24 protein-coding genes are annotated in these 26156 nt (G+C 64.1%); 17 read left to right on the top strand and 7 right to left on the bottom strand.

Annotated elements, in window-relative coordinates:
- Nucleotides 1–179: 179 nt before the first annotated feature.
- Complete coding sequence (locus J6500_RS30455) at nucleotides 180–1844, top strand: thiamine pyrophosphate-binding protein (protein WP_225716397.1); 1665 nt, start codon at nucleotides 180–182, stop codon at nucleotides 1842–1844.
- Nucleotides 1845–2050: 206 nt separating this feature from the next.
- On the opposite strand, the gene J6500_RS30450 is transcribed toward J6500_RS30455, so the two are convergent.
- Nucleotides 2051–3214, bottom strand: coding sequence for an NtaA/DmoA family FMN-dependent monooxygenase (locus tag J6500_RS30450; RefSeq protein WP_225716396.1), 1164 nt, complete (start codon nucleotides 3212–3214; stop codon nucleotides 2051–2053).
- Nucleotides 3215–3437: 223 nt separating this feature from the next.
- On the opposite strand from J6500_RS30450, the gene J6500_RS30445 reads away from it, so the two are divergent.
- The 3 genes from J6500_RS30445 (at nucleotide 3438) to J6500_RS30435 (ending at nucleotide 7158) form a co-directional block, all read left to right on the top strand.
- Nucleotides 3438–4820 carry a M20 family metallopeptidase gene (locus J6500_RS30445; RefSeq protein ID WP_225716395.1) on the top strand — a complete coding sequence of 461 codons (1383 nt, stop codon included), beginning with the start codon at nucleotides 3438–3440 and terminating at the stop codon, nucleotides 4818–4820.
- Between the two features lie 45 nt (nucleotides 4821–4865).
- Nucleotides 4866–6149 (top strand): MFS transporter, encoded by a 1284-nt coding sequence (locus tag J6500_RS30440; RefSeq protein WP_225716394.1) that lies wholly within the window; start codon nucleotides 4866–4868, stop codon nucleotides 6147–6149.
- 163 nt (nucleotides 6150–6312) lie between these two features.
- Nucleotides 6313–7158, top strand: coding sequence for an IclR family transcriptional regulator (locus J6500_RS30435; RefSeq protein WP_225716393.1), 846 nt, complete (start codon nucleotides 6313–6315; stop codon nucleotides 7156–7158).
- Between the two features lie 148 nt (nucleotides 7159–7306).
- Here J6500_RS30435 and J6500_RS30430 read toward each other — a convergent pair whose 3' ends face one another.
- The 3 genes from J6500_RS30430 to J6500_RS30420 form a co-directional block, all read right to left on the bottom strand.
- Complete coding sequence (locus tag J6500_RS30430) at nucleotides 7307–8815, bottom strand: tripartite tricarboxylate transporter permease (RefSeq protein WP_225716392.1); 1509 nt, start codon at nucleotides 8813–8815, stop codon at nucleotides 7307–7309.
- Between the two features lie 9 nt (nucleotides 8816–8824).
- The gene (locus J6500_RS30425; RefSeq protein WP_225716391.1) at nucleotides 8825–9310 is read right to left on the bottom strand and encodes a tripartite tricarboxylate transporter TctB family protein; all 486 of its coding nucleotides are present in this window, start codon (nucleotides 9308–9310) and stop codon (nucleotides 8825–8827) included.
- 178 nt (nucleotides 9311–9488) lie between these two features.
- Nucleotides 9489–10454: a Bug family tripartite tricarboxylate transporter substrate binding protein gene (locus tag J6500_RS30420; RefSeq protein ID WP_376707877.1), complete on the bottom strand. Its 966-nt coding sequence runs from the start codon at nucleotides 10452–10454 to the stop codon at nucleotides 9489–9491.
- Between the two features lie 368 nt (nucleotides 10455–10822).
- On the opposite strand from J6500_RS30420, the gene J6500_RS30415 reads away from it, so the two are divergent.
- The 10 genes from J6500_RS30415 (at nucleotide 10823) to J6500_RS30370 (ending at nucleotide 19774) form a co-directional block, all read left to right on the top strand.
- Nucleotides 10823–11239, top strand: coding sequence for a hypothetical protein (locus J6500_RS30415; RefSeq protein ID WP_225716390.1), 417 nt, complete (start codon nucleotides 10823–10825; stop codon nucleotides 11237–11239).
- Nucleotides 11236–12129 (top strand): alpha/beta fold hydrolase, encoded by an 894-nt coding sequence (locus J6500_RS30410; protein ID WP_225716389.1) that lies wholly within the window; start codon nucleotides 11236–11238, stop codon nucleotides 12127–12129. The genes J6500_RS30415 and J6500_RS30410 overlap by 4 nt, the downstream gene beginning before the upstream one ends.
- Entirely contained in the window at nucleotides 12126–13037 is a 912-nt protein-coding gene (locus J6500_RS30405; RefSeq protein ID WP_225716388.1) for an amino acid ABC transporter substrate-binding protein, read from the top strand. Before J6500_RS30410 ends, J6500_RS30405 begins: the two co-directional genes overlap by 4 nt.
- 114 nt (nucleotides 13038–13151) lie before the next feature.
- A complete protein-coding gene (locus J6500_RS30400; RefSeq protein WP_225716387.1) occupies nucleotides 13152–14069 on the top strand; it encodes an amino acid ABC transporter substrate-binding protein in 918 nt (305 codons plus the stop codon).
- Between the two features lie 280 nt (nucleotides 14070–14349).
- Nucleotides 14350–15081: an amino acid ABC transporter permease gene (locus J6500_RS30395; protein ID WP_225716386.1), complete on the top strand. Its 732-nt coding sequence runs from the start codon at nucleotides 14350–14352 to the stop codon at nucleotides 15079–15081.
- Nucleotides 15082–15083: 2 nt separating this feature from the next.
- On the top strand, nucleotides 15084–15776 hold the full coding sequence (locus J6500_RS30390; protein WP_225716385.1) for an amino acid ABC transporter permease: 693 nt from the start codon (nucleotides 15084–15086) through the stop codon (nucleotides 15774–15776).
- 191 nt (nucleotides 15777–15967) lie between these two features.
- Nucleotides 15968–16699, top strand: coding sequence for an amino acid ABC transporter ATP-binding protein (locus tag J6500_RS30385; RefSeq protein ID WP_225716384.1), 732 nt, complete (start codon nucleotides 15968–15970; stop codon nucleotides 16697–16699).
- A gap of 294 nt (nucleotides 16700–16993) precedes the next feature.
- The gene (locus tag J6500_RS30380; RefSeq protein ID WP_225716383.1) at nucleotides 16994–17833 is read left to right on the top strand and encodes an aspartyl/asparaginyl beta-hydroxylase domain-containing protein; all 840 of its coding nucleotides are present in this window, start codon (nucleotides 16994–16996) and stop codon (nucleotides 17831–17833) included.
- Between the two features lie 31 nt (nucleotides 17834–17864).
- Entirely contained in the window at nucleotides 17865–18662 is a 798-nt protein-coding gene (locus J6500_RS30375; RefSeq protein ID WP_225716382.1) for an iron-containing redox enzyme family protein, read from the top strand.
- Nucleotides 18663–18913: 251 nt separating this feature from the next.
- Nucleotides 18914–19774 carry a D-amino-acid transaminase gene (locus tag J6500_RS30370; RefSeq protein WP_225716381.1) on the top strand — a complete coding sequence of 287 codons (861 nt, stop codon included), beginning with the start codon at nucleotides 18914–18916 and terminating at the stop codon, nucleotides 19772–19774.
- A 218-nt stretch (nucleotides 19775–19992) separates the two neighbouring features.
- Here J6500_RS30370 and J6500_RS30365 read toward each other — a convergent pair whose 3' ends face one another.
- The 3 genes from J6500_RS30365 to J6500_RS30355 form a co-directional block, all read right to left on the bottom strand.
- Nucleotides 19993–20451, bottom strand: coding sequence for a carboxymuconolactone decarboxylase family protein (locus J6500_RS30365; protein ID WP_225716380.1), 459 nt, complete (start codon nucleotides 20449–20451; stop codon nucleotides 19993–19995).
- 31 nt (nucleotides 20452–20482) lie between these two features.
- Nucleotides 20483–22084, bottom strand: a complete 1602-nt coding sequence (locus J6500_RS30360) for an MDR family MFS transporter (protein WP_225716379.1) — start codon at nucleotides 22082–22084, stop codon at nucleotides 20483–20485.
- 270 nt (nucleotides 22085–22354) lie between these two features.
- On the bottom strand, nucleotides 22355–23503 hold the full coding sequence (locus J6500_RS30355; protein WP_225716378.1) for an HlyD family secretion protein: 1149 nt from the start codon (nucleotides 23501–23503) through the stop codon (nucleotides 22355–22357).
- A 139-nt stretch (nucleotides 23504–23642) separates the two neighbouring features.
- Here J6500_RS30355 and J6500_RS30350 point away from each other — a divergent pair, with 139 nt between their 5' ends.
- From J6500_RS30350 to J6500_RS30340, 3 genes are all read left to right on the top strand, one after another.
- Nucleotides 23643–24554: a LysR family transcriptional regulator gene (locus J6500_RS30350; RefSeq protein ID WP_225716377.1), complete on the top strand. Its 912-nt coding sequence runs from the start codon at nucleotides 23643–23645 to the stop codon at nucleotides 24552–24554.
- A 294-nt stretch (nucleotides 24555–24848) separates the two neighbouring features.
- The gene (locus J6500_RS30345; protein WP_225716376.1) at nucleotides 24849–25814 is read left to right on the top strand and encodes a tripartite tricarboxylate transporter substrate binding protein; all 966 of its coding nucleotides are present in this window, start codon (nucleotides 24849–24851) and stop codon (nucleotides 25812–25814) included.
- A gap of 155 nt (nucleotides 25815–25969) precedes the next feature.
- Nucleotides 25970–26155 (top strand): DUF3311 domain-containing protein, encoded by a 186-nt coding sequence (locus J6500_RS30340; protein WP_225716375.1) that lies wholly within the window; start codon nucleotides 25970–25972, stop codon nucleotides 26153–26155.
- The last annotated feature ends 1 nt before the right edge of the window (nucleotide 26156 follow it).

Below are 26156 nucleotides of genomic sequence, written 5' to 3'. Positions count from 1 at the left end.
CCCTGCGACGGCCGCGCAGGCGGGATGTTCGCGCCGCTTCATGGCGGCGGGAACGATGATGCGGATCAGGCGCGCGCCTGTGGAATGCAGCCATGACCGCGCGCTCGATTGCTCCGGCTGCGCAACTTTGATCATCTGCCGCGTCTCGTCGGCCACGCTCCGGCGTGTCAGGAGGAAACATGAAGAACCGCATTACCGGCCGCTCGGCGTTTCTGGCGCTGCTGAAGGACGAGGGCGTCACCCATCTGTTCGGCAATCCCGGCACCACCGAACTGCCGATCATGCACGCGCTGAAGGATCATCCCGATCTCACTTATGTGATGGCGATGCAGGAGAGCCTGGTGGTCGCGATGGCCGACGGCTTCAGCCGCGCCTCCGGCAAGCTGGTCGCCTGCAACGTCCATGTTGCGCCCGGTCTCGGCAATGCGATGGGCTCGCTCTACAACGCGAGCTTCACCGGCACGCCGCTGATCCTCACCGCCGGCCAGCAGGAGCAGGGCCACGGCCTGACCGAGCCGGTGCTCTATGGCCCGCTGGTGCAGATGGCGACCCCGCTGGTGAAGTGGGCGGTCGAGGTGACGCGGCTGGAGGACCTGCCGCGGATCGTGCGCCGCGCGGCGAAGATCGCGACCACGCCGCCAACCGGGCCGGTGTTCATCTCGCTGCCCGGCGACATTCTCAATTCCGAGGCCGGCATCGAGCTCGGTCGCTCCACCCGCGTCGATACGCGCGTCAGGCCGTCGGAGGATTCGCTGAAGGCGCTCGCCGCGCGCATCCTGAAAGCGGAGCGACCGGTGATCGTCGTCGGCGACGAGATCGTCAAGAGCGACGCGCTGCGCGAGGCGGCCGATCTTGCGGAGACGCTGGGCTGCCCGGCCTGGCAATCGCCGACGCCCTACGGCGCGCATTTCCTGTCCGAAAGCCCGTGCTTCATGGGCGCGATCGCGCGGCTGCAGAAGGTCGCGCGCGACGTACTGGCGCCGCATGATCTGTTGATCGCGGTCGGCGGCGATCCGTTGCGGATGTCGGTCTATAGCGAGGTCGATCCGCTGCCGGACGATTTGTCGATCGTGCAGGTCGGGCTGGTCGACAGCGATCTCGCGAAGAATTATGGCGCCGAAATCGCGGTGAAGGCCGATGTGAAGGAAACGCTGCGCGCGCTGGTGCCCGCGCTGCGCGAGGCCGGCGGCGGCGCGCTGGAGACGCGCGCGAAGCACGGGATCGCGGCGCTGGCGTCGAAGAACTGGGCGGCGAAGCGCAAGGCGCTGGTCGAGCATATCGCGAAGGCCAGCCACACAGCGCCGATCGATCCGGACTGGCTGGCGCTGCAGGTCGTCGAGGCGATGCCTGATCACGCGATCCTGGTCGACGAGGGCCTGACCTCATCGCGCCAGATCCTCGGCCTGCGCCCGCACCGCGACCGCTACGGCTACCACGCGCTGGCCTCCGGTGGCATCGGCTGGGGCCTGCCGGCCGCGGTCGGCGTCAGCCTCGCCAATCCGCAGCGGCCGGTGGTGTGCTATTCGGGCGACGGGTCCTCGATGTATTCGATCCAGTCGCTATGGACCGCCGCCAACCACAAGCTGCCGCTGACCTTCGTCATCGTCAACAATGGCGGCTACCGCATCATCAAGCAGCGCCTGCTCGCCTTCCATGGCGACGACCATTACGTCGGCATGGATTTCACCGATCCGCCGGTCGATTTCACCGGCGTGGCAAAATCGCTCGGGCTGGAGGCGATCAAGGTCACCGACCCGCAGGAGCTGAAGGGCGTGATGCAGTCCGCGTTCAGCCGCCCCGGTGCGAAGCTGATCGAGGTGGTGGTGAGTAATTCGGTGAATTAGCCGTCTGATACGCGCTCAACCTATCCCCGTCACCCTGAGGTGGCCGCTTCTTCAGCGGCCCTCGAAGGGTCGACGGCCACCAGCCGGGCCGTGCATCCTTCGAGGCTCGCAAGAGCTCGCCGATAGGCCGCGGCGTACTGGATCGCCCGGTCTATGTGCGCAGTTGCACAGGCCGTGCAATGACAGCGGTGGGTGAGGACAAAGCTTCACACCCTCTCAGGGATTGGGATCACTCCGCCCCATCTCTCTTCACCCGATATCGGCTCCCCGGATGCGTCGCATCCAGCCTCGCGCGCCCCGCGCCGAACAGCTTCTCCCGCAGCGTGCCCTTGGCATACTCCGTCTTGTACCGGCCGCGCTTGACCAGTTCCGGAACCAGCATGTCGGCGATATCCTCGAAATCGCCGGGCGAGATCGACGCCGGTCCAGCCCGACATCAGCGCCAGCGCGCCCTCATGGCTGACATGGCTGCGATACTCGGCGTACTTTGCTTTTGCTTCCGCCTCGGTCGGCGCAACCACGATGCACATCATCGAGAACATCAGGATCTCGGCCGGGTTGCGGCCCTTCTCGGCCGCGAGTTCGCGGATCGCCGAGACCCGCGGGCCGATCACCTTGGCCGACGGTCCCGACATGAAGACGCATTCGGCGTGCTCGGCGGCGAACTGCCGGCCGCGCGGCGAGGTGCCGGCCTGGTAGAGCACCGGCGTGCGCTGCGGCGACGGTTCGGAGAGATGGATCGCGTTGAGCCGGTAGTTCTTGCCCTCGTGGTGCACCGGATGCACCTTGCTCGGATCGGTGAAGATGCCGCGCGCGACGTCGCGGATCGCGGCGTCGTCCTCCCAGCTGCCTTCCCAGAGCTTGTAGACCAGCTCCATATACTCGTCGGCGAGCTCGTACCGGTCGTCATGCGCGGTCTGCTTGTCCTTGCCGGCGCCGCGCGCGGCCGAGTCGAGATAGCCGGTCACCACGTTCCAGCCGACCCGGCCGCCGGTGAGATGGTCGAGCGTCGACATCCGCCGTGCGAACGGGTAGGGCGGCTCGAAGGAGAGATTGCTGGTGACGCCGAAGCCGAGATTTTGCGTCACCGCGGCCATCGCCGGGATCAGCATCAACGGCTCGTTGGCCGGCGTCTGCGCCGCATTGCGCAGCGCGGCATCCGGACTGTTCGCATAGACGTCGTAGACGCCGAGCACGTCGGCGAGGAACAGGCCGTCGAACCGGCCGCGTTCCAGGGTCTTGGCGAGGTCAGTCCAATAGCCGAGCGTGTTGTAGTCCTTGGTGCGGTCGCGCGGATGGGTCCACAGCCCCGGCGACTGATGCGCCACGCAGTTCATGGCAAAGGCGTTGAGCCGGATCTGCTTTGTCATCGTCGAAACCCTGAGCGCCGCTTCAATTGATGCCCGGTCGAATGCCGGGCTTCTCCCGTCAACTTGTTGCGACTTCCCACGTTTTGGCAAGGGCTATCAGCATTTCCTGCCCTTCCGGCCGCGATCCGATCCCGATAGGTTGCCGCCGCGGCATGATCCGGAAAAGTGCGACGCGGTTCTCCGAGAAAGATCATGCCATCTAGACATCTTCGAGGGGACAATCATGGCGACACGCGCCGACGCAATCGCAAACGTGCGAGAGCATTTTCAATCGGGACAGTTCCTCCAGGACCTGAACCGCAGGGTCGGCTACCAGACCGAGAGCCTGAATGCCGACAAGGCCGACGCGCTGCGCGCCTATCTGACCGAGAATTTGCAACCGGCCTTCGCCGAGCTCGATTTCAAGACCCGCCTGATCGAATCGCCGACCGGCCGCGGGCCTTATCTGATCGCCGATTACCAGGAAGACCCCGCACGGCCGACCGTGCTGACCTACGGTCATGGCGACGTCGTCGACGGCATGGTCGGCGAATGGCGCGACAACCTCAATCCCTGGCAGACCACCGTCAAGGGCGACCGCATCTACGGCCGCGGCACCGCCGACAACAAGGGCCAGCACTCGATCAACATGGCGGCGCTGCGCGCGGTGAAGCAGGCGCGCGGCGGCAAGCTCGGCTTTAACGCAAAATTCATCATCGAGACCGGCGAGGAGATCGGCTCACCAGATCTGCGCGAGGTCTGCGAGGCGCATCGCGACGAGCTGAAAGCCGACGTATTCATCGCCTCCGACGGGCCGCGGCTGTCGGCCGAGCGGCCGACCATCTTCCTCGGTTGCCGCGGCGGCAACCGCATCCATCTCGACGTCAATTTGCGCGAGGGCGGCAACCATTCCGGCAATTGGGGCGGCGTGCTCGCCAATCCTGCGACCATCCTGTGCAATGCGATCGCGGCGCTGGTCGACGGCAAGGGCCGCATGAAGCTCGAGATCCTGAAACCCCCGCCGATCTCCAACCGCGTCCGCGCCGCGCTCGCCGACGTCAAGATCGAACCGTCGGCGGACGAACCGCAGCTCGCCGAGGATTGGGGCGAGGAGGGTCTGACGGCAGCCGAGCGGCTCTATGCCTGGAACACGCTTGAAGTGCTGGCGATGTCGTCGGGCAATATCGACAAGCCGGCGAATGCGATCCCTGGCAAGGCGAACGCCGTGCTGCAGCTCCGCTTCGTGGTCGGCACGCGCTATCTCGAAGTGATCGACGCGGTGCGCGACTATCTGCACAGCAACGGTTTTCCGACGGTCGAAGTTTCAGGCGCGCAGCGCTTTGGCGCCTCGCGCACCGACATGGACAGCCCGTGGATCGACTGGGCGGCAAACTCGATCCGCACCACCACCGGCAAGGCGCCCGCGGTGCTGCCGAATTTCGGCGGCTCGCTGCCGAACGACGTGTTCTCCGAAGGGCTCGGTCTGCCGACGATCTGGGTGCCGCACTCCTATCCGGGCTGCTCGCAGCACGCCCCCGACGAGCACATCCTGCTGCCGGTGACAGAGGAGGCGCTGACCATCATGGCCGGCCTGTTCTGGGATCTCGGCGAGACGCCACGGAAGTGACGCCGACGGCGGGACGCGCGGGGAAGATATGGCCAAGGAAACTCAATGACACTATCGACGCCCATCAACGGCCAGGCCGACATCGCCGCCAAGAAAAACGTCACCCGCCTGATCGTCGCCACTTCGGTCGGCAATGCGCTCGAATGGTACGACATCTCGGTCTATGCCTATTTTGCGGTCTACCTCTCCAAGGCGTTCTTTCCGGCCAACGATCCGACCACCTCGCTGTTGCTGACCTTCGGTAGCTTCGGCCTGTCGTTCATGATCCGCCCGCTCGGCGGCGTCTTGCTCGGCGCCTATGCCGACCGTCACGGCCGCAAGGCCTCGCTGATGCTCTCGATCGTGCTGATGACGCTCGGCACGCTGGTGCTGGCGGTGATGCCGACGTATCAGAGCATCGGCATCGTGGCGCCGGTCGCGGTAATCCTGGCGCGGCTGGTGCAGGGCTTTTCCGCCGGCGGCGAGTTCGGGTCATCGACCGCATTCCTGGTCGAGCACATGCCGGAGCGGCGCGGCTTCGTGGCGAGTTGGCAGTTCGCGAGCCAGGGCGTCAGCGGGCTGCTAGGCGCCGGCTTCGGCGCGCTGCTGACCACGCTGATGAGCGCGGACGATCTGCAATCCTGGGGCTGGCGGCTGCCGTTCCTGTTCGGTGTGCTGATCGGCCCGGTCGGCCTCTATATCCGCAACCATGTCGAGGACGCCACGCCGCCGCCGGCCGGCAAGCAGGAATCGCCGGTCAGGGAAGTATTCGCGCGGCAGAAGCTTGCCACGATTCTGGCGATCGGCGCGCTCGCGGTGTCGACCGCGGTCAACTACCTGATCGTCTACATGCCGACCTATGTGGTGAAGACGCTGAATCTCGCGCCATCGGTCGGGTTCATCGCGTCGCTGGTCGCGCAGACCGCGGTCGCGATCCTGGCACCGATCGCCGGCATGGTCTCCGATCGGATCGGGCGCACCACGCACATGATCATCTTCGCGCTGCTGCTGCTGGTGTCGATCTTCCCCGCGTTCCTGATGCTGACCGGCAAGCCGACGCCGATCATCATCCTGCTCGGCGTGCTCTGGCTCGGCGTCCTCAAGTCGCTGTATTACGGGCCGCTGGCCGCGCTGATGTCGGAACTGTTTCCGCCGGCGACGCGGGCCACCGGGCTAGGCCTCAGCTACAATATCGGTGTCACCTTGTTCGGCGGGATGGGGCCGGCGATCATGACCTGGATGGGCGGCTTTGCATTGATCGGCGAGCTCGCGCCTCCTTATTACCTCAGCGCTGTCTGCATCTTCAGTCTCGGCACGCTGGTGACGATCCGCAGGCTGCGGCTGGCGTAGGCAAATTAGCGGATTTCGCGTCACGAAAAGTGCTGCATTGCATTGCTGCAGAGCAGCGCAGATAGTTGAAATCAAAGTTTCACCTGACGAAAGTATACGATGTTTCGTCGCCACCATCCGCTCTAGGATGGTGGCTGATCACGATTTGCGATTGAGGGCAGGCATGAACGCGTCCACGACTGCGACCGCACGGGCGGCCCGGAAGCGGGCGCCGTCGGAGGGCGGCCAGCCCGACAAGTTCAACGCGATCCAGAAGGTCTGCGCGGTGCTGCGCGTGCTGGCGCAGCGCTCGCCGCTTCGGCTCACCGACATCGCCGATGCGACCTCGCTGAACAAGGCGACCACGCTGCGCATTCTCAATTCCCTGATCGAGGAAGGCTTCGTCAGCCGGGTCTCCGGCGCCAAGACCTACGAGCTCGGCCAGGAGGCGCGGGTGATGGCGGTCGGCGCGCGCCGCTCGGTCGACATCGCCGAGTTGGCGCAGCCGAGCCTGCTGCGATTGTCCGAGCGCTCCGCCGACACGGCGCTGCTGTCGGTGCGCTCGGGCGTCGAGGCGCTGTATCTGGCGCGCTCGGTCGGCAGCAACCCGTTGCAACCAAACTATCTGCAGATCGGCAGCCGCCGCCCGCTCGGCGTTGGCGCCGGCGCGCTGGCGCTGCTGGTCTGGCTGCCGGACGCCGAGATCGAAGCCGTGATCGAGGTGATCGTGCCGCGCCTCGCCAAGTCGCCGCGGATCACGCCGAAATTCCTGCGCGAGAAGATCATCAGTGCGCGTAAGGCCGGACATACCGTGCTGATCGACGCCGCGTTTCCCGGCATGGGCGGCGTCGGCGTCCCCGTCCGCGACGAGACCGGCGAGGTGGTCGCCGCGCTATCGATCGGCGCCGCCAGCGACCGCATCCGCCGCCGTGAAAGCGAGCTCGCCGACATGCTGAAAAAGGAAGCCCAGGTGCTGGCCCGCGCGATGGCACAGGCGCCGAAGAACGGACGGGGCGGGAAGTTGGGTTGAGGCGGCGCCGCTTGCTTCGCCTCTCCCCGCGTGCGGGGAGCCTCCGCGAGTCCCGCTCTCACCTTGTACGCCGAAGCAGTCCCTCACCCAACTCTCCCCGCAAGAGCGGGCGAGGGAGGAGATTGCCAATGCGGCCGCAGCCCACGCGCTACGCCCCCTCGTCCAGTGCCACCAGCTCGCGCTTCTTGCGCAGCGCCGGCAGCAGCGGGCCGATCAGCAGCATCGCGGCGAAGGCGAGGCAGACCGCGGAGATCGGCCGTTCCACGAAGGTCATGAGATTGCCCTGCGAGAGGATCAGCGACTTGCGCAGATTGTTCTCCAGCATCGGTCCCAGCACGAAGGCCAGCACCAGCGGCGCCGGCTCGTAGCCGAGCTTGCGCATGAAATAGCCGATCACGCCGAACGCGATCATGACATAGACGTCGAACACGTTGTTGCTGGAGCAATAGACGCCGATGATCGTGAACAGGATGATCAGCGGGAACAGCACATTGTAGGGCAATCGCAGCAGCTGCACCCACATGCCGATCATCGGCAGATTGAGCACCAGCAGCATGAGGTTGCCGATATACATGCTGGCGACGATGCCCCAGAACAGGCCGGGGTTCTGCGAGATCATGAGCGGTCCCGGCTGCAGGCCGTGGATCACGAAGGCGCCGAGCAACAGTGCCATCACCACGTTCGGCGGGATGCCGAGCGTCATCAGCGGGATGAAGGCGCCGCCGGCCGCGGAATTGTTGGCCGCTTCCGGTCCCGCGACGCCCTCGATCGCGCCGTGGCCGAAGCGCTCGGGATGTTTCGACAGCCGCTTCTCCAGCGCATAGGACGCGAACGAGGCCACCACGGCGCCACCTCCCGGCAGGATGCCGAGGAAGAAGCCGAGCAGGGTGCCGCGCGACACCGGCCCCGCGCTCGCTTTCCAGTCTTCCCGGTTGGGCAGCAGTTGGGTGATCCTGGTGTTGATGATGTCGCGTTTGATCGCCTGCTCGGTGTTGAGCAGCACCTCGGCGACGCCGAACAGGCCCATCACCACAGGCACGAGGCCGATGCCGTCGATCAGCTCGATCCGACCGAAGGTGAGCCGCGGCTGCGCGGTGATGCTGTCGAGCCCGACCAGGCCGAGCACGACGCCGATGCAGGCCATCAGCAGCGCTTTCGCCATCGAGCCCTGCGTGAGGAAGGTCAGCACCACGAGGCCGAGCACCATCAGGCTGAAATATTCGGCCGGCCCGAACGCGATCGCGATGCTTGCAAGCGATGGCGCGACCAGCATCAGGGCAACCAGAGAGAAAGTGCCGGCGATGAACGAGCCGAAAGCGGCGATGCCGAGCGCGGGGCCGGCGCGGCCCTGCTTGGCCATCTGGTGACCGTCGATGCAGGTGACAACCGAGGCGGCCTCGCCGGGAATATTGACCAGGATCGACGTGGTCGAGCCGCCATACATCGAGCCGTAATAGATGCCGGCCATCATGATGATGCCGGACTCGGGCGTGCCCGACAGCGTCACCGGCAGCAGCAGCGACATCGCCGAGATCGGGCCGATGCCGGGCAGCACGCCGACCAGCGTGCCGATGAACACGCCGATGAAGCAGTAGAGCAAATTGACCGGCAGCAGTGCGACGCCGAGGCCGTGGACGACGTTGGCAAGAGTATCCATGGCGCGCGCTCAGCCGATCTCGAACATGCCATTCGGCAGTTGAATGGCTAGCAGGTGCTTCAGCACCCACCACATTCCTGTAGGCGCCAGGATGGAGATCGGGATCGCCACCGTCCAGCGCACCGGATCGATCAGGCGCAGCAACAGCAGCATCAGTGGAATCGCCGACAGCAGGAAGCCGAGCGGCTCCAGCGCAAGGGCGAATGCGGTCAGGCAGACGATGACCAGCACCGGCTTGCCCCAGCGCGCATTCTCCCAGCGCGAGGCGAAGCTCGGGCCGCCTTCGGTGACCGCGGCGATGATGATGCTGGCCGCGAACAGGCACATCAGGATGCCGGTGTAGAACAGCACATAGCCGGAGCCGGGATCGTTGATGGTGCCGAGCTTCAGCTTCAGGCCCGACCAGATCACGAAGAGGCCGAGCGCAAGCCCGATTAGCCCGCCCCAGAGCTCGGAGTTATCGAGACGGAGTTTGACGTTGGTTTGGTCGCTCATGGGAATGCTTTCGAAATCGCTTGTCGCATTGTCAGATCGCCAAGGTTGGCCATTAGCCCATCCCCGTCATTGCGAGCGAAGCGAAGCAATCCATTGTCACCGCATATGCGGAAGGATGATTGCTTCGTCGCTGCGCTCCTCGCAATGACGCGGATGGCGGACAGCCGCTGGCGGCTCGCTACTTCTTCGCCAGGCCGAGCGTGTCGATCACCTTGCGCTCGGACTCGGTCACCTCGACGACGAACTTCTTGTAGTCCTCGGTGTTCTTGTAGTTCGGCACCATGTCGTACTTGGCGAGCGTCGCGATCACCGCCGGATCCTCGACCGCCTTCTTGAAGGCGTCGTGCAGCTTGGCGACGATCTTGGGGTCCATGCCCTTGGGGCCGGCGATGCCGAACGGCGAGTCGTAGACCATGGGATAGCCGAGTTCCTTCAGCGTCGGCACGTCGGGGTAGTTCGGCGAGCGCGCGCCGGTCCACACCATCAGGAGCTTGAGCTTTCCGGCGTCGACCAGCGGCCGCCAGCCGGTGGAATCGGCCTGCAGCATGGTGTGCTGGCCGAGCACTGCGGCGTTGGTCTCCGCGCCGCCCTTGAAGGGCACCTGGGTGAGCTTGATGCCGGCCATCGCGGCGATCTGCTCCATGCCGATATGCAGCGAGGTGCCGGTGCCCGGCGTCGCGTAGGTTACCTTGCCGGGGTTCTTCTTGGCGAAATCGACCACGTCCTGCCAGCTCTTGAACGGCGATTCGGCGCTGGTGGTGACACCGAAGGTGTAGCCGGTGAGGTGGATGATGTAGGAGAAGTCCTTCGACGGATCCCACGACACTTCCTGCATCAAAGGCAGGCGGAACACGGTGATGGGGATCTGCGAGATGGTGTAGCCGTCGGGCTTGGCGCCCGCGGCCATGGTGGCGGGGCCGACGGTGCCGCCGCCGCCCGCCTTGTTGTCGATCGTGATCGGCTGGCCCAGCACCTTGGAGGCGCTCTCGGCGATCGCGCGCATCGAGATGTCGGTCGAGCCGCCCGCCGGCCACGGCACGATCAGCGTGATCGGCTTGGTCGGATAATCCTGCGCCTGCGCCGTCGCCGCGAACAGCATGCCGGCGGCGGCGAGCAGGACCATCAAACGATTGCGTTGGGACATCTCGATCTCTCCCTTGCGGCGGCATTGCGATCGCGCGCCGGTCTTTGGTGTTGGTGTCGATTGTCCCTGTCATCGCAGGGACATCAAAGCGCATTGGACAGAACAGGGCGGGCAACGGAAGAGCGAATTGCCGTTGCGGCGCCAGCTGCGACAATTCGTCTGCTGAGATGTGCCGAGGCGCGGAATTAGCGCGGCGCGTGGCGCGACACTGCGCAGCTTTGGGCGCCATGCGGGGCTCTCCCGCCCTGACCGGCAGGCCGCCTCGGGTCAAGCGAATTATCCAGGGAACCCAATGGCATGGGTCCCTTGCGAGAGTGCGCGCTTCCAGTCATCATGGCACCTCTCACCGCAGGACCGCCGCCCGACCGATGACGCCATCGCCTGACGCCACCGACGCCGCCGTCAACAGGGCATTTGCCGGCATTGCCGCGCTGCTGGATCAGGCGCCGGCGCTGGTCGCCCGTGGCCGGTTGCTCGATTGCGATTGCCTGATCGGTCCGACGGACCGGCCGTTTCATGCCACGATCCGGGCCGGCCGCATCGTCGAGCTCGTGCCGGCGCCGGTCCTGATGCGCCCCTGGCGTTTCGCCTATCGCGCGACCCCGCAGGCCTGGGCGGCGTACTGGCAGGTCGAGGCGAAGCCCGGCTGGCACGATCTGCTGGCGCTGACCAAGCGAGGCGCGGCGGTGCTGGAAGGCGACATCTATCCCTTCATGACCCATCTGCAGTATTTCAAGGACCTGCTGGCGCTGCCGCGGCCGCAATTCGCGACGGCCGCGTCATGAACGGGCACATCGAGAACGGTCGTATCGAGCCGATGGTCGGCCGCTATATTCACGTCGAGATCGGCGGCGAAGGGCACCGCATCTATTTCGAGGAGCACGGCACCGGCATTCCGCTGGTCTGCCTGCACACCGCGGGCTCCGATGGCCGGCAGTGGCGCCATCTGCTCGCAGATGAAGAATTTGCCGCAAATTTCCGCATCATTGCCTTCGATATGCCCTGGCATGGCAAGTCGAATCCGCCGATGAGCTGGACCGGCGATGAATACCAGCTCACCACCATCAGATACACCGAGACCATCCGCGCCTTCTGCCGTGCGCTCCGCCTGGAGAAGCCTGTCGTGATGGGCTGCTCGATCGGCGGCCGCATCGTGCTCAACCTCGCGATCGAACACGCCGGCGAATTCCGTGCGCTGATCGGGCTCGAGGCCGCCGATTTCCAGGCGCCGTGGTACGACACGAGCTGGCTGAATCGTCCCGATGTTCACGGCGGCGAGGTCTGCGCCGCGCTGGTGTCGGGGCTTATTGCGCCGCAGAGTCCCACGAGCGCGCGGATGGAAACGCTGTGGGCCTACAAGCAGGGCGGCCCCGGCGTGTTCAAGGGAGACCTGTATTTCTACCGGGTCGATGGCGACTTGCGCGGCCGGGTCGGGTCGATCGATACTAAAGTATGCAAGCTCTATCTGCTCACGGGCGAGTATGATTTCTCCTGCACGCCCGAGGACACGAGGCGGACGGCAGCGGCAATAGGGGGCGCCAGCGTCACGATCATGGAGAAGCTCGGTCATTTCCCGATGACCGAGAATCCCGACCAGTTTCGCCGTTACATCGCCCCCGTGCTTGCCGACATTCTCATGCAATCGACCGATTCCACGCAAGGAGTAGACGTATGACCCGCAAATACCTGATCGGCCTCGCGCTGGCCGCCGCGCTCGGCGCGGGTCCGGCGCAGGCCCAGGAACTGACCGGCACCTTGAAGAACATCAAGGACACCGGCGCGATTACGCTCGGCTTCCGCGATTCCTCGATTCCGTTCTCCTATCTCGACGACAACCAGAAGCCGGTCGGCTACGCCATGGACATCTGCTACAAGATCGTCGAGGCGGTGAAGAAGGAGCTCAAGCTCGACAAGCTCGAGGTCAAGCTGAACCCGGTGACCGCGGCGACGCGCATCCCGCTGATGGCCAACGGCACCATCGACCTCGAATGCGGCTCGACCACGAACAATGCCGAACGCCAGAAGCAGGTCGCCTTCACCAACACCCACTTCCTGACCGACACCCGCTACGTTTCCAAGAAGTCGAGCGGGCTCAAGTCGATCGACGATCTGAAGGGCAAGACGGTGGTTTCGACCGCTGGCACCACCCCGATCAAGCAGCTCACCGAGGCCAACGTCGCGCGCAACCTCGGCGCCAACATCATTCCGGCCAAGGATCACGCCGAGGCCTTCCTGATGGTCGAGACCGACCGCGCGGTGGCCTTCGTGATGGACGACATCCTGCTCGCGAGCCTTGCGGCAGGCTCGAAGGCGCCGGGCGATTACGTGATCTCCACCGACGCGTTCTCCAAGCCGGAGCCTTACGCCATCATGCTGCGCAGGGACGATGCGCCGTTCAAGAAGGTGGTCGATGCCGCCACGGCGGCGCTCTACACCAGCGGCGAGGCGGCGAAGATCTACGACAAGTGGTTCACCCAGAAGATTCCACCGAAGGGCCTCATCCTCAACGTGCCGCTCTCGTCGGTTCTGAAGAACGAATTCGCCAAGCCGTCGGATTCGCCTGACCCGGATTCGTACAAGTAGATCGATCTCCCTCATCATGAAGGAGATCAACGTCGTTGCGAGCGAGGCGAAGCCGCCGCGATCGCTCGCAGACATTCTCATGCAATCGACCGTTCCCACGCAAGGAGTAGACATATGACACGCAAATACTTGATCGGCTTCGCGCTGGCCGCCGCGCTCGGCGCAGGCCCGGCGCAGGCCGAGGAACTGACCGGCACGCTGAAGAACATCAAGGACACCGGCGCGATCACGCTCAGCTATCGCGATTCCTCGATTCCATTCTCCTATCTCGACGACAACCAGAAGCCGGTCGGCTATGCCATGGACATCTGCTACAGGATCGTCGATGCCATCAAGAAGGAGCTGAAGCTCGACAAGATCGAGATCAAGTACAACCCGGTGACGTCGGCGACGCGCATCCCGCTGATGGCCAACGGCACCATCGATCTCGAATGCGGCTCGACCACCAACAATGCCGAGCGTCAGAAGCAGGTCGCCTTCACCAACAGCCACTTCCTGACCGCCAGCCGCTACGTCTTCAAGAAGTCGAGCGGGATCAAGTCGATCGACGATCTGAAGGGCAAGACGGTGGTCTCGACCGCCGGCACCACCAACATCAAGCAGCTCACCGAGGCCAACCTCGCGCGCGGGCTGAGCGTCAACATCATTCCGGCCAAGGACCATGCCGAGGGCTTCCTGATGGTCGAGACCGACCGCGCGGTCGCCTTCGTGATGGATGACATCCTGCTCGCGAGCCTCGTCGCCAGCTCGAAGTCGCCGGATGACTACGTCATTTCGAAGGACGCATTCTCCAAGCCCGAACCCTACGGCATCATGCTGCGCAAGGACGATGCGCCGTTCAAGAAGGTCGTGGACGCCGCCACTGCCGCGCTCTACACCAGCGGCGAGGCCGAGAAGATCTACGACAAGTGGTTCAACCAGAAGATCCCGCCGAAGGGCCTCAACCTCAACGTACCGCTCGGACCGGAGCTGAAGAAGCAGTTCACCAAGCCGTCGGACTCGCCCGATCCGGATGCCTATCTGGTCAACTGACGGCGAGAGGGCAGATCACTGCTCTGCAACGTCATTGCCTATGATCCGCCGCCTGAGGCGGCGGGTTCCGAAAGTTGACATGTCCGGCCATTTTTGGAGGAGAATGGCCGGACATTTGCATGGACGCCGCGCGTGACGTCGGCGTCACGCGTTAAAGCACGATCCGGAAAATTGCGAAGCGGTTTTTCCGGATAGATCATGTGCGAACAAAGAGCTCGGGTGTGGTGATGATTCAGGCCAATCTCATCGCGCTTTGGCGGCGCGGCTGCGCGGGGGACCTGTGAACTACAATTGGAACTGGCACATCTTCCTTGAGCCGAACCCGATGGGGACGGGCACCTACCTCGACCTGTTGCTGGCGGGCCTCGCAGTCACCATCAAGACGGCGATCCTCGCCTGGATCATCGCGCTGGCGTTCGGCGCCGTGATTGGCGTGCTGCGCACGCTGCCCTCGAAGACGGCCTCGTGGATCGGCTTCGGCTACGTCGAGTTCTTCCGCAACATGCCGCTTCTGGTGCAGCTGTTCCTGTGGTTCTTCGTGCTGCCGGAATTGCTGCCGAAAGCCGCCGGGCTGTGGCTCAAGCAATTGCCGAACGCGCCATTCTGGACTGCGGCGATCGGCGTCGGCCTGTTCATGTCGGCGCGCGTCGCCGTGCAATTGCAGGCCGGCATCAGCTCGCTGCCGCGCGGCCAGAAGCAGGCCGCGACCGCGCTCGGGCTCACCACCGTGCAGATGTATCGCTACGTGCTGCTGCCGATGGCGTTCCGCATCATCCTGCCGCCGCTGACCTCCGAGTTCCTCAACACCATCAAGAACACGTCGGTCGCCATCACCATCGGCCTGATCGAACTGACCGGACAGGCGCGCTCGATGCAGGAATTCTCCTTCCAGGTGTTCGAGGCGTTCACGGCGGCGACCGTGCTCTATCTGCTCCTCAATTTCGTCGTGGTGACCGCGATGCGCTTCCTCGAGCGCTATGTCGCGATCCCCGGCTACATCTCGGGGAAATGACGATGCTCGGCAGTTTCGATTTCGACGTCATCCGCCGCGCGTTGCCCTATCTGTTCCTCGAGGGCATGCGCTTCACGCTGACCTTGACGGTGCTGGCGGCGTTCGGCGGCCTCGTGTTCGGCACGCTGATCGCTCTGATGCGGCTGTCCGGCTACAGACTGCTCGGCCGCGTCGCCGGCATCTATGTCGACTTCATGCGTTCGCTGCCGCTGGTGCTGGTGATCTTCTGGTTCTACTTCCTGGTGCCCTATATCGGACAGTGGCTGACCGGCGCGTCGCGCCCGATCACGGTCGGCGCCTTCGCGTCCTCGCTGATCACCTTCATCATGTTCGAGGCGGCGTATTTCTCCGAGATCATGCGCGCCGGCATCCAGTCGATCTCGCGCGGCCAGCCGGCCGCGGCCAGCGCGCTCGGCCTGACCTACAGCCAGACCATGCGCTACGTCGTGCTGCCGCAGGCGTTCCGCAACATGCTGCCGGTCCTGTTGACGCAGACCATCGTGCTGTTCCAGGACACCTCGCTGGTCTACGTGCTCTCGATCCCGGACTTCCTCGGCGCCGCCAGCAAGGTGGCGCAGCGCGACGGCCGCCTGGTCGAAATGTATCTGTTTGCCGCGCTGGTCTACTTCGTCATTTCCTGTGTTGCGTCCTACGGCGTCCGCCGCCTGCAGGCGCGCATCGCCATCGTGCGGTAGTCGTCATGCGACTCTCAGTTCGAGGCACGGACGCCTTCACCTCTCCCGCCGGCAGAGGTCGGATCGCGTCAGCGATCCGGGTGAGGGGTTCTGCTCCATCGATAGGCCGCATTCCCTCACCCGGCGCTACGCGCCGACCTCTCCCAATGGGAGAGGTGTTCGACCGTTTTCGCTGCAACCGTTGAGCCATCATGATCGAGATCAAAAACGTCAATAAATGGTACGGGCCGAGCTTCCAGGCGCTGAAGGATTGCACCACGAGCGTCGCCAAGGGCGAGGTGGTCGTGGTCTGCGGCCCGTCAGGCTCGGGCAAGTCGACCCTGATCAAATGCGTCAACGCGCTGGAGCCGATCCAGGGCGGCGAGATCATCCTCGACGGCGTCAAGGTCAACGATCCCAAGACCGACCTGCCGAAGCTGCGCTCGCGGGTCGGCATGGTGTTCCAGCATTTCGAACTGTTTCCTCACTTGCGCATCGTCGACAATCTCTGCCTCGCGCAGGAGAAGGTGCTCGGCCGCAAGCATGAGGATGCGCTGGCCAGGGGCCTGAAGCTCCTGGAGCGGGTCGGGCTGAAGGATCACGCGAAAAAATTCCCGGCGGAATTGTCCGGCGGCCAGCAGCAGCGCGTCGCGATCGCGCGAGCACTGGCGATGGATCCGATCGCGATGCTGTTCGACGAGCCGACCTCGGCACTCGATCCCGAGATGATCAGCGAGGTGCTCGACGTCATGGTCGATCTCGCCCGCGAGGGCATGACCATGATGGTGGTGACGCACGAGATGGGCTTTGCCAACAAGGTTGCCGACCGCGTCATCTTCATGGACCGCGGCGAGATCGTCGAGGACGCCAAGAAGGCCGAGTTCTTCGGCCAGCCCCGCAGCGATCGCGCGCAGAAATTCCTGTCGAAGATCTTGCAGCACTGAGTGTCATCGCGAGCGCAGCTAAGACGATGCGCTGCATCAGCGGTGAATGCGGAACACCATGTGGTCCCTCGAAGCAGCGGAACCTGCCGCACGTCGCGGAACTGGGCGGCGTGTTCGCCGATCCGTCGCTTGCACCGGTTCTTGGAACCGTACAATTACAGGATGCGTTTTGTGTAAACCCTTGCGTAACGCGAGTCGTGCGCCTATGCTGTGATCCAAAGCCATACGAATGTATGGCCAATCGAAACGATCTACCCTGCCTGAATGATCGACCGATTGAATGGAGCGTGCATCATGAGCGCCCAACTTCTTGGTAAGATCGATCTGGATAAAGATCGCCTGGCAGCCGATATCCGAGCTCTCGACACCGTTGAATTTTCGCAGGTATACGCGGATTTTGCTTGCGGGCGATGGGACATCTGCGTGCTGCGAAATGCGACCGGCAGCAGCACCGAGCAGAAGATTCGCACGCATGACGCAAAAGCGCTGCCAACGCCGCCATCGAAGCACGTGCCCTACATCAATGAACTGATCGAACGGTGCTTCAGATCCGACGGCATCAGGTATGTCCGGATCATGCGGATGGGGCCGAACTCCTGCCTGATCCCGCACCAGGACTATCTCGAACTGAATGACGAATACGTTCGCATTCACGTTCCGATCGAAACCAACGACCGCTGCTGGAACACGGAAGACGACAAGATCTATCAGATGAGAATGGGCGAGATCTGGTTCCTGGATGCGACCAGGATCCATAGCGCGGGATGTTTCGGGGAGACCGATCGCCTACATCTCATGCTGGATTTCCAGCCGGGTACGCGTCTTTCCGAGGTCGTCACGGATCAGGTTCAGCCGGCCGAGCTGCGCCCATCTGATCCTCGTCCGGAAATGCCGCGCAAGATCGCGGAAGCCATAGACGGCCTCGGTATGGTCCTTTCAAAGGAGAACTTTCGCGACGTCGTTGCAATCCTCTCGAAGTTTCACTTCCATTACCGTTCTCACGGCAAGGATGTTTACAGGTGGCTCTCTTCACTCTGCGAGAAGAGCGGCCAGGCTGACATGATCCAATATGCAAAAGAAATTGAGAAGTACTACACCTTAAGTCGCCAGCCGGACACTGTTCCTCGCATCTAGCCAACGATCGCACTGGAAAGGGAGTGAAGAAATGTCTCTAGCAGCAAACTCTGCCGTTTCCGCCGAAGCCCCCCGCCGAGAGACCAACGCAAGCTCGGTCAGCGACCCGATCGAGGCTCTTGCAAAGACAGTCTACACCAGCGCCGCGCTCGATAACGACTTCTACGATCTCTGGACCTCGACGCGCCTGACGCCGCGGCAGATCGCGATCTTCGCCCGCAACTACGGTGAATTCAACCGATCCTTCCCCGAAATCCTCTCCGTGATGATCAGCCACACCCAGAACATCGCGGCTCGTACGGAATATGCCAAAACCCTTTTCTCAGAGATGGGATACGGCAATGTGGAGAAGGTGCATTCCGTCCTCTTCTGCGACTGGCTGGCTGCGCTCGGCGAGAAGATGGGTGACCGTGAAACCCTGGTCTGGAAGAACATGGAGAAGTCGGTGCCGGTGTTGCCGGAGACCCGCGCGCTGATCGATGGCGAGAGGGACCTCTATTCCAGCGACAACGCCACCGGCTCCGGCGCTCAGCTCGCGCTGGAATGGCAGGCCTATACGATGCTTCGCCGCCTCTATGACGGGGCCACGCTGTACAAGCCGCTCTGGAAGGACGAGGACGAATTCCACGAGTCCTGCGAATATTTCTACGCTCATATCGGCGCGACCGAGAAGGAGCACAAGATCGAGTCGCTGAACGGCGCACGCGAGTTCTACGTGAATGCGGAATCGCTGCGTGCGATCGAGGACGGCTTTACCCGGCACCTGACGCTGTTCGCCAACTTCTGGAATGCGATCGGCCGCGCCATGCGGCAGGCCGCCGCCAACTGAAGGCTATCCGGGCATCCCATAGGGGACGCGCGCCGGCGTCGCGGTGTCGGTCGCTCCGCATCGTCATTCCTGGGCGCGTTGCCCGAGCCCGGAAATCCATCGGGCCGCACAGTCCGTGGTGAAATGAATTCCGGGCCTGCCCCCTTAGGGGCGCAGGCCCGGAATGACCGCGTGCGGAGGGTTTATCCCCGTTAACAATTTGCGTATACGAAGGGCTGAAACCAGCCCTTCGCCCGCAGGAGAGACCCCCCTTGGAAAAGATCGCTTACGTCAACGGCTCGTTCGTGCCGCATTCGGAGGCCAAGGTCTCGGTGTTCGACCGCGGCTTCCTGTTCGCCGATGGCATCTATGAGGTCGCCGCGGTGCTCGACGGCAAGCTGATCGACAACGCCTCGCATCTGGCCCGGCTGGAGCGTTCGGTCGGGGAGATCAAGCTGAGGCTGCCGGAGACGCTGGCGCGCATCGAGGAGATCCAGAAGGAGCTCGTCACACGCAACAACCTCGCCAACGGCATGGTCTATCTCGAAGTGACCCGCGGGGCCGACACCGGCCGCGACTTCGCCTTCCCGAAGGCCGACGTCAAGTCGACTCTCGTCATGTTCACTTCGGAAAAGGACATCATCAACGCAGCCTCGGCCAAGACCGGCATCAACGTCATCACGGTGCCCGACATCCGCTGGGAACGCCGCGACATCAAGAGCGTCGCGCTGCTGGCGCAGGTGCTCGCCAAGCAGGCCGCGGCCGAAGCGGGCGCCGGCGAGGCTTGGATGCTCCAGGACGGCAAGGTCACCGAGGGCGGCTCGTCGTCCGCCTTCATCGTTACCCAGGACAACGTCATCGTGACACGGCAGAACGGCAACGAGATCCTGCCCGGCTGCACCCGCAAGGCCGTGGTCAAGCTCGCCGAGGAGCGCCAACTTCGCATCGAGGAGCGTGCCTTCACGGTCGATGAGGCGGTTGCCGCCAAGGAAGCCTTCATCACCAGCGCCTCGGTGTTCGTGCAGGGCGTGGTTGCGGTCGACGGCAGGAAGGTCGGCAACGGCAAGGTCGGCCCGATGACCGACCGCCTGCGTGAGATCTATGTAGAGTTCGCCAAGGCGACGGCGGTGTGAGATCATACAACGCCCTATCACCGTCACCCTGAGGTGGCCGCTTCTTCAGCGGCCCTCGAAGGGGCGACGGCCACCAGCGGGGCGGTTCATCCTCCGAGGCTCGCTCCGCTCGCACCTCAGGATGAGGGTTGAACAGCGGGACATGTCCAGTTTGGCGCCGCTCGTAAATCATACATTCACAAGCTCTCAGGATGACGGGGAAAGGTTGCGCCTCACGCTCATGCCGCGACCTTCACCTTCACCGGATGCACGGCGCGAAAGCCGATCGCGATCCGGTTCCAGGCGTTGATGGTGCCGATCAGCATGGTGAGGTTGGCGAGCTCGGTGTCCGAGAATTCCGCCTGCACCGCCTCGTAGTCGGCATCTGGCGCGTGGGTCTCCGCAACCAGCGTCAACGCCTCGGTCCAGGCCAGTGCGGCCCGCTCGCGCTCGGAGTAGAGTGGCGACTCGCGCCAAGCGTTGAGCAGATAGAGCCGCTGCTCGCTCTCGCCATGCTTGCGGGCGTCGTCGGTGTGCATGTTGATGCAGTAGGCGCAGCCGTTGATCTGCGACGCCCGGGTCTTTACCAGCTCGATCAGCGATTGCTCGAGACCGCTGGCGCTGATCTGGCTTTCGACCGCGACCAGCGCCTTGATGGTCTCGGGTGCGGCTTGATAGAAGTTCATCCGTGGCTTCATGGTCGTTCTCCTTTGGTTTGCCGGTTCAGGATCAGTGCGCGCCGCCGCCGGCGAACCGGCCGGGCTTCTTCAGGAATAGTCCCGCGATCAGCGCCACGATCAGAGCAACGCCGAGCAGATAGAAGGTGTCGCTGAAGGCGAGGATATAGGACTGCTTCTGCACGATCTTGCCGATCGCAACCAAGGCACGCTTGGTGGCGTCGAGCTGGTCGGCGATGCCGTGGTTCACGAAATACTGGGTCAGCTGTGCGATCCGCGCCCGGGTCGCCTCGTCGAACAGCGAGACCTGCTGGGTCAGCACGTTGGAATGAAACTGCTCGCGCTTGGTCAGCAGCGTCTGCAACAGCGCGATGCCGACCGCGCCGCCGAGATTGCGCATCATGTTGAACAGCGCGGAGGCCGAGCCTGCATTCTCGAGCTCGACGCCTGCGGTTGCGACCGCTGACAGCGGCGCCATCACCAGGGCCTGGCCGACGGCGCGAACGATGTTGGGCCAGAACAGCTGGTCGGTGGCGTAGTCGTTGGTCATGTAGATGTTCATGAAGTTGGAGGCGGCGAACAGCGCGAAGCCGATGCCGATCAGGATGCGGGCGTCGAAGCGCTGCATCAGCCTTGGCACCAGAGGGATCAGCAGCAGCTGCGGCAGGCCGGTCCAGGCCAGCACCAGGCCGATCTGCTCGGCGTTGTAGCCCTGGATGCGCGACAGATACTGCGGCAGGATGAACACCGAGCCGTACAGCGCGATGCCGAGCAGGAAGTTCGCCAGCATGCCGAAGCCGAAATTGCGCCGGGCGAGCAGCCGCAGATTGAGCAAGGGCTTGTTCACGGTGAACTCGACCACCAGGAACGCGCCGAGCGCGACGGCGGCGATCACCGACAGTTTGACGATGAAGGGCGAGCCGAACCAGTCGTCCTTGTTGCCTTCTTCCAGCACGGTCTGCAGCGCCGCGAGCCCGATCGCCATCGTGGCGATGCCGAGCCAGTCGCCTTGGTGCAGCAGCGACAGCTTCATCGAGCTCGATTCGAGCGAGGCATATAGCATGCCGATCATGATCGCGCCGGGCACCAGGTTGACATAGAAGATGTACTCCCAGCCCCAGTTCTCGGTGAGATAGCCGCCGATGGTCGGACCGATCGCCGGCGCGAACGTCGCCGACAGCGCGAACAGCGCCAGCCCGATCGGCTGCTTCGGCTTCGGCAGCAGCGTGATAATCAGCGTGAACGCCATCGGGATCAGCACGCCGCCGCTAAAGCCCTGGATGGCGCGCAGCACGATCATCTGCGGCAGGTTCTGCGCCAGCGCGCAGGCCGCGGAAAACACCAGGAACAGGATGGCGTTGGTGAGAAGATAGCGGCGGATCGAGAACACCTGGGCGAGCCAGCCGCTCAGCGGAATCACGATGATCTCGGCGATCAGATAGGACGTCGAGATCCAGCCGCCATCATCGATGCCGGCACCGATCGCGCCCTGGATATCGGCGAGCGAGGCGTTGACGATCTGGATGTTGAGCACCGCCATGAACGCGCCGAGGTTGGCACCGATCACCGCGACCCAGACTTTTGCCGGCACCGCGGGTGCGGCCGGAGCGGGCGAGGTGAGGGGGGTGTTGGCCGGAGGGGTGAGCGCGGTCATCGGAGTCGTCTCTGCATCGATGCGCGAGAGAATGCATTAGGGGACCGCATTCGATAATCGAGGAAAGAACGAAAGGATCATCCGGCCGCGATTGATAATCTGTCGCCGCGTGCGCGGCACCCGCGATGCGTATCGCACTGTCCGTGAGGTAAGCACGCACGTCGTGCTCCCTCTCCCGCAAGGGGAGAGGGAGCCCAACCGCCGGAGCGTGAGGCGCGAAGAAAAGCGCGACCGATCCATTGATCGATCGCGCCTCGTCCGCTGCTGTCACTACCCGCCGTTCGCCTTTCCCGCCGACGCCATGCGCCGCTTCGCTTCGCGCTCCGCGATCACCGTCGCCTTGGTATCGATGGTCGGCACTGCCGACATGCCCGGCCGCAGCAACCCGGTGAGGCTGTGATCGTCGAGCACGATCTTCACCGGGACGCGCTGCACGATCTTGGTGAAGTTGCCGGTGGCATTGTCGGGCGGCAGCAGTGCGAATTCGAGGCCGCTGGCCGGCGACAGGCTGTCGACATGCGCCCTCAGCTTGGTGCCGTGGAAGCTGTCGACGGTGAGCTCGACCGGCTGGCCGTTGCGCACATGGGTGAGCTGGGTTTCCTTGAAATTGGCGACGACATAGACCGCGTCCAGCGGCACCACGGCCATCAGCTGGGTGCCAGCCTGCACGTACTGGCCGACGCGCAAGGTGCGGGCGCCGACCGTGCCGTCCACCGGCGCGGTGATTCTTGTGTAGGAGAGATTGAGTTCGGCCTGCTGCTCGGCCGCATGCGCGCGATCCAGTTGCGCGACTGCCTGGGCGCGCTGCGTGGAGAGCACGTCGACCTTGCGCTCCGCTGCTGACAGCGCCGACTTCGCGCCCTGCAACTGCGCAGTGGTGGCGCGCAGCGCCGCGTCGGTCTGCTGTGCGCGTTGAATGGTGCCGGAGCCGGTTTTCATCAGCCCGTCGTAGCGGGCCTGCTCCTCCTGGGCGAATTTCAGATTGGCCTCGGCAGCAGAGACGTCGGCCTTGCCCTGGTCGATCAACGGCTGCTGCAAGGCGAGTTGCGCATCGAGGTTGTGCACCGACGCTCCCGCGGCTTCGACATCGGCCCTGGCCTGGTTCAGCGCCGTGCGGTAGTCGCGGTCATCGATCTCGGCCAGCAGCTGGCCGGCCCTGACCGGCTGGTTGTCGGCGACCAGCACCCGCGCGATGTAGCCGGACACCTTCGGTGCGATGATCGTGCTGTCCGCCTTCACATAGGCGTCGTCGGTGGATTCGAGATAGCGGCCGGTGGTGACGTAGTCATAGCCATAATAGCCGGCGGCGGCGATGCCGAGTGCCGCGGTCAGCGCCAAGGCTGCCCGCCTGATCGCCGCCCGGGACGGGCGAAGAGTGATTTTTGTTGGTTTGTCAGTGACATAGGTGGCGGTCGACATGGCGTCCTCGGCGTCGAAAGGTGCAGCCTCGCCCGGAAGGCCCAGCCGCAGCCCTTAGATGCAATGTTCTCGGCGCTGTGATAATCCCGATAAATCTGAAAGCATTATCAAGCCAGCGCGAACAATCGGCCCTTGTCACATGGACCGCCTGACCAGCCTGACTGCCTTCGTCCGGGTCGTCGATGCCGGCGGCTTTTCCGCCGCCGGACGCAAGCTCAACATGTCGACGACGATGGTGAGCAACCATGTCCAGGCGCTGGAGGACCGGCTCGGCGTGCGGCTGCTCAACCGCACCACGCGCAAGGTCAGCCTCACCGAGGTCGGGCAGGCCTATTACGACCGCTGCATCCAGATCCTCGCCGACATCGAGCAGGCCGACGACATCGCCGGCGCGCTGCAATCGGTGCCGCGCGGCACGCTGCGGATCTACACCAACACGCACCTCGTCCAGTTCCTGTCGCCTGCGGTGGTCGAGTTCTTGGCGACTTATCCCGAGGTCAAGGTCGATCTTGCGATCGGCGAGCGCAATGTCGATCTGCTCGACGAAAATTTCGATCTCGCGGTGCGTATGGTGCCGCCGCCGGATTCCAGCCTTATCGTGCGCAGCATCGCGACCTGGCGTCACGTGCTGTGCTGCTCGCACGGCTATATCGAACAGCACGGCAAGCCCGAGCAGCTCGCCGATCTCATGACTCGCAACTGCATCCGCCACGTCAACTATCCTTACGGCGACGACTGGCATTTCGTCGACCGCAAGGGCACGCCGGCGTCGGTACGGGTCTCCGGCAATCTGATCGCCAACAGCGGCGACACGCTGACGCTCGCCGCGCTGGCCGGCGTCGGCGTCTTCCTCGCCGCGGGCTTTCTGGTGCGCGACGAGCTGGAGTCGGGCCAATTGGTCCGCCTGCTGCCGGAGTACCGCCCGGTCGAGTTCACGATGAACGCGATCTATCCGCACCGCCATCATCTGTCGGCCAAGGTGCGCACCTTCATCGACCTCCTGGTGCACCACGCCACCGAGCAGCAGAAGCTGATCAATCCGTATTCGTGAGGGAAGCCGTCATTGCGACCCGTTGGATCGCGATGATGTGGATGGAGCCAGCGCAAATCCAACACCGTCATCCTGAGGTGCGAGCCTCTTCGGCGAGCCTCGAAGGATGAATCGGCCCCGATGCAGCCATGCGGTCGGAGCCGGTCCGTCGATCCTTCGAGGCTCGCAAGAGCTCGCACCTCAGGATGACGGGTCTGCCAGTCGAGCGCTTCCTTCGCGCGTCATAACCACCCGGCACCCGACGCATAGCGCACGCGTGTATGAAGAAGACACCGTCTGCTGCGGGGGACTGCCATGCATCGTATCCTGACTCTCCTGTTCGCGATCGCAGCAAGCGCGCTGCTGCTGGCGCCGGCCTCGGCAGGCTATCCCGACCACGTGGTCAAGATCGTGGTGCCGTTCGCGCCGGGCGGCGGCACCGACGTGGTGGCGCGCACGCTGGCGCAGGAGATGCAGAAGGATCTCGGCGCCACCATCATCATCGAGAACAAGCCGGGTGCCGGTACCATCATCGGCACCCAGAGTGTCGCGGCCAGCCCGGCCGACGGCTATACGCTGCTGATGGGCACGTTCGCCAACGCGGTCAATCCCAGCCTCTACAGCAAGCTGCCCTACGATCCGCACAAGGATTTTGTGCCGGTGGCGCTGATCGCGCGCTCGTTCAACGTCGTCGTGGTCAATCCAGCCTCGTCGGTGAAATCGATTGCCGACCTGATCGCCGCCGCGAAGGCCGATCCGGAGAAGCTGTCGTATGGCACCTACGGCACCGGCACCTCGGCGCATCTGGCCGGCGAGCTGTTCAAGCATCTGGCCGGTGTCAATCTCACCACCGTGCCCTACAAGGGCGCGGTGCCGGCGATCACCGATCTGCTCGGCGGCCAAATCCAGGTGATGTTCACGACGGTGGCGAGCTGCGCGTCGCTGGTTGCCGCCGGCCAGCTTCGCGCCATCGCGGTGACCTCGGCCGAACGCTCGGCGGCGTTCCCGCAATTGCCGACGGTGGCGGAAGCCGGCGTGCCGGGCTATGTCGCGGAATCCTGGTATGGCCTGTTCGCGCCGGCGAACACGCCGCCGGATCTGATCGAGCGCCTGAACAAATCCGCAGGCAGGGTGGTGCAGTCCGACGCCTTCAGGAAACTCAGCGTCAATGAGGGCCTCGTGATGGTCGCCGCGCCGCCGGCCGAGCTCGACCGCTATTTCGCCGGGGAGGAGGCGCGCTGGCGCAAGGTGATCCGGGACGCCGGCATCAAGGCCGAATAGAGGGCATGCGCGAGGCGGCGATCACATCTTTTTGCGTCGCATTGCCGTACCTGTGATTCTAGACGCAACGAACAGGTTCCTGGATCGTTGATCGCGGGGCGATGCCGGCGAGACCCGCCGCGCACGGGCAACCTTATGGGTTAAGAGTTTAGCTGATGTGGATGTTGTTGCTGCTGCCGTTCATCGGCTTGCTGTGGGTGCCGTTCTACAATTTCGCTGAGCCCTCGCTGTTCGGCTTTCCGTTCTTCTACTGGTACCAGCTCGCCTGGGTTCCGATCTCCTCGCTGCTGATCTGGCTGGTCTATCGCAGCCGTACGCCGGATAGCGACGAGACGCGGTGAG

Source organism: Bradyrhizobium semiaridum, assembly GCF_020329505.1.
GTDB lineage: Bacteria > Pseudomonadota > Alphaproteobacteria > Rhizobiales > Xanthobacteraceae > Bradyrhizobium > Bradyrhizobium semiaridum.
Note: the sequence above shows the minus strand (reverse complement) of the source record. Positions and strands in the feature narration are given on the sequence as shown.